The 3,099-nt window shown below is 22.9% G+C and carries 3 protein-coding genes; 2 read left to right on the forward strand and 1 reads right to left on the reverse strand.

Going from position 1 to position 3,099, the window contains the following annotated elements:
• Positions 1-131: 131 nt before the first annotated feature.
• Together D9T19_RS14335 and D9T19_RS14340 are read left to right on the forward strand one after the other, a co-directional pair.
• Positions 132-1,985 carry a 7TM diverse intracellular signaling domain-containing protein gene (locus tag D9T19_RS14335; protein WP_121628929.1) on the forward strand — a complete coding sequence of 618 codons (1,854 nt, stop codon included), beginning with the start codon at positions 132-134 and terminating at the stop codon, positions 1,983-1,985.
• Positions 1,963-2,646, forward strand: a complete 684-nt coding sequence (locus D9T19_RS14340) for a response regulator (protein WP_121628930.1) — start codon at positions 1,963-1,965, stop codon at positions 2,644-2,646. The genes D9T19_RS14335 and D9T19_RS14340 overlap by 23 nt, the downstream gene beginning before the upstream one ends.
• A gap of 38 nt (positions 2,647-2,684) precedes the next feature.
• Here D9T19_RS14340 and D9T19_RS14915 read toward each other — a convergent pair whose 3' ends face one another.
• Positions 2,685-3,056, reverse strand: coding sequence for an N-acyl amino acid synthase FeeM domain-containing protein (locus D9T19_RS14915; RefSeq protein ID WP_121628931.1), 372 nt, complete (start codon positions 3,054-3,056; stop codon positions 2,685-2,687).
• Positions 3,057-3,099 lie beyond the last annotated feature (43 nt).

Raw genomic sequence — 3,099 nt, forward strand, 5'->3', positions numbered from 1 at the left:
TAAAAGTAGAGTTGCAAATAAATGTCTAAACATGTGTGGAGTTAGATGTTTACTTGTGAATACTATTCTCTCGTATTTATTAATCATCAATCTAATTAACAGCTAATATCAAAATTAAAAAAAGGTTTTATTTGAAAAAGAACTTATTTATTTTACTAATATTTTTATCTTCTTTGTATGGACAGACAATAGATATAAATGATAATTCATCAATAGAGATATTATCCAAATCAGAAATTTATATTGATAATACAAAAAATGATACCATTAATAATATAGTAGAAAGAAATTTAGAGTTTGTTACTTTAAATACATCAATAAAAAGGTACGGCTATTATCATGATTTTAATATCTGGATTAAATTTACGTTACATAATTTAGAGAAAAAAACTATTACAAAAATCTTAGAATTTGATAATCCACTTGTTACAGATATCTTCTTATTTGAAAATAATTCATTAATTAGGAAAGAAGGGTTATTAAATAAAACAATAAATAGAAATAGTATTAATCCAATATTTGAAATTAATTTAAAAAAAAATGAAACTAAAACCTATTATATGAAAGTTTCTTCAAAGGTAACATCTTTAACTTTAAAACTAAACATTTTTTCAGCTAATAGTTTTTATTCAAAAGAGATATTGCATCAAATAGTTTTAAGTTTTTTCTTTGGTGCAATGATTATATTGGCATTGTATAATTTCTCAATTTTTATTATAATAAAAGATGTCAGTTACTTGTACTATGTTGGATATATAGGTACATTAGTGTTTCATCATTCTTTGTATGTAGGTTTCGCAAATTTATATATATTTGATAATTCGGTAATGAAATATTTAGTTGACTATGCAGCGATTTTTATTAGTCTTCCTGTACTTTTTTTATCTCTATTTTCAAAAAGATTTCTCATGTTGGAGCAATATATTAAAATTAATATAATTTTAAATATTTTGATATTTATACTAATCATATCAGTATTCTTTTTTACATTTTCTAATTATTTAGTACAATGTAGAAACATCGTTCCTATTGTCGTTATGCTCTATTTATTTATAATAACTTTATATGCTTTTATAAAAAAGAATATGGAAGCAAAACTGATTTTATTTGGTTGGACAGCAATACTTTTTGCAGGGTTGATAATGTATTTATCTAGTTCAGGAATTTTAAATATAAACCTCTCTAATTCATATATTATTGAAGTATCATTTGTTCTAGAAGCATTAATTTTTTCAATTGCACTTGCTAGTAGAATAAGAAAACTATTAGAGGAAAAAAATAGAATAAAAGATAAACTAATTAGTGAACAAAAAAATATTGAAAAAAAGTTAAATAGGCTAGTTATAGAGAAAACTAATAACCTTAAAATTTCACTAGAACAGAAAGATATATTATTAAAAGAATTGAATCATAGAGTTAAAAATAATATGCAAACTATTATTTCATTAATAAGATTACAGAATGATGAAATTGATGATTTTTATATAAATAGTCTGCTGACAACAATTCAAAATAGAATTAGTGCCATGAGTCATTTACATGAACTTCTTTATAAAAAAGATGCAATTAGTTTTGTTAATGGATGTGAATATTTTGAGAAAATTATTTTTGAAGTTGAAGAAAGTTTTGATAAAAATATACAAGTTGAATCAAATATCAAGGGTTTATTAAGTTCTGAATCTGCTGTTTATTGTGGACTAGTTATTAATGAATTAATTACAAATAGCTTCAAACATGGATTTAATAACGAAGACTCTGGAAAGATAAATATAACTTTATTTAATACAAAAGGAGAATATCATCTTCTATATAGAGATAATGGAAGGGGATACAATCCATTAGAAAAAAAAGAATCCCTAGGATTAACTTTAATTGAAACATTAGTAAAAAAACAGTTAAAAGCTAGTTTAAAAATGGAATCAATAAATGGAGTTAATATAGAAATATGCTGGAAGGAATTAAATGACAAAAATATTGATAGTTGAAGATGAGATTATTGTAGCACTTGATACAAGAAGTATCTTAAAAAAATTAGGTTATGAAATAACAGATATTGTAACTAACTATGATGAAACTATGAATTCGATATCTGATAATAAGCCAGATATAATTTTAATGGATATAAATTTAAAAAATAGTATTAATGGAATAGAAATTGCTAAAAGAATAAAGAAAGTTCAAAATATATTTATTATATTTATTAGTGCATTTTGTGATGATGAAACAATTTCCCAGGCTGTTGAAGTTGAACCACTTGGTTATTTAGTAAAACCATTTAATAGAAATGACTTAAAAACAACAATAAGTTTAGCTATTTATAAATTAAAAAAAGATTTAAGTAATAGTTATGTTAAAAATAAAATTAAACTCTCTTCTACTTATTATTATAGTAATGATGATTATTTAAGAATGTATTATGAAAATCGAGAAATACTTATAACAAAAAATGAAAGACTTCTATTTGAGGTACTGATAAAAAACAAAGGAAAAATAGTTTCTTTTACAAATATTGAACATTATATTTGGCCAGATAAAGGAGTATCAGATAGCACTTTTAGGACATTATTATATAGATTAAGAAGTAAGTTTAATCATAAACTTATTGAAACAATTCCTTCATTAGGTTGCAGATTAAACATTAGTTAAGAGTTAAAAGGTTGTATTTCACAACCTTTTAATTTCAGCTATTTTAAAAATAATCTTTTAAAATAATTAGATACATGAGAGGGATTCCAACTAAGTATTAAAGCATCTAACTCTAAATTACCATAATTATCAAGTCTTTTAATAATACTATTTCCTCCAAATTTTTCATAAAGTTTATAATGATCTTTTTTTATGCCAAGTAATGTTATATCAATATCATTTAACATAAATAGCATATAGACTCCTTTCATAAGATATTTAAATTCTAAATTTAAACCTTTTTGCTCATGCTTTACTATTAATCTTGATAACTCTCCAATTTGAGAATGCACTTCTCTGATTTTATCAAAACTAAATATCTTATCTGTAGGAAGTTGAATACCTTTACATATTTGGGAAAAATGCGACAAAGAATTTTAAATATAGCTTAAACTCTATTCCCCAAGAACTTTA

The sequence above is a fragment of the Poseidonibacter antarcticus genome (assembly GCF_003667345.1).
Lineage (GTDB): Bacteria > Campylobacterota > Campylobacteria > Campylobacterales > Arcobacteraceae > Poseidonibacter > Poseidonibacter antarcticus.

Excerpts from the sequence above, each read along its gene's own strand:
- D9T19_RS14340 (WP_121628930.1), top strand. The coding sequence starts at position 1,963 with ATGACAAAAATATTGATAGTTGAAGATGAGATTATTGTAGCACTTGAT.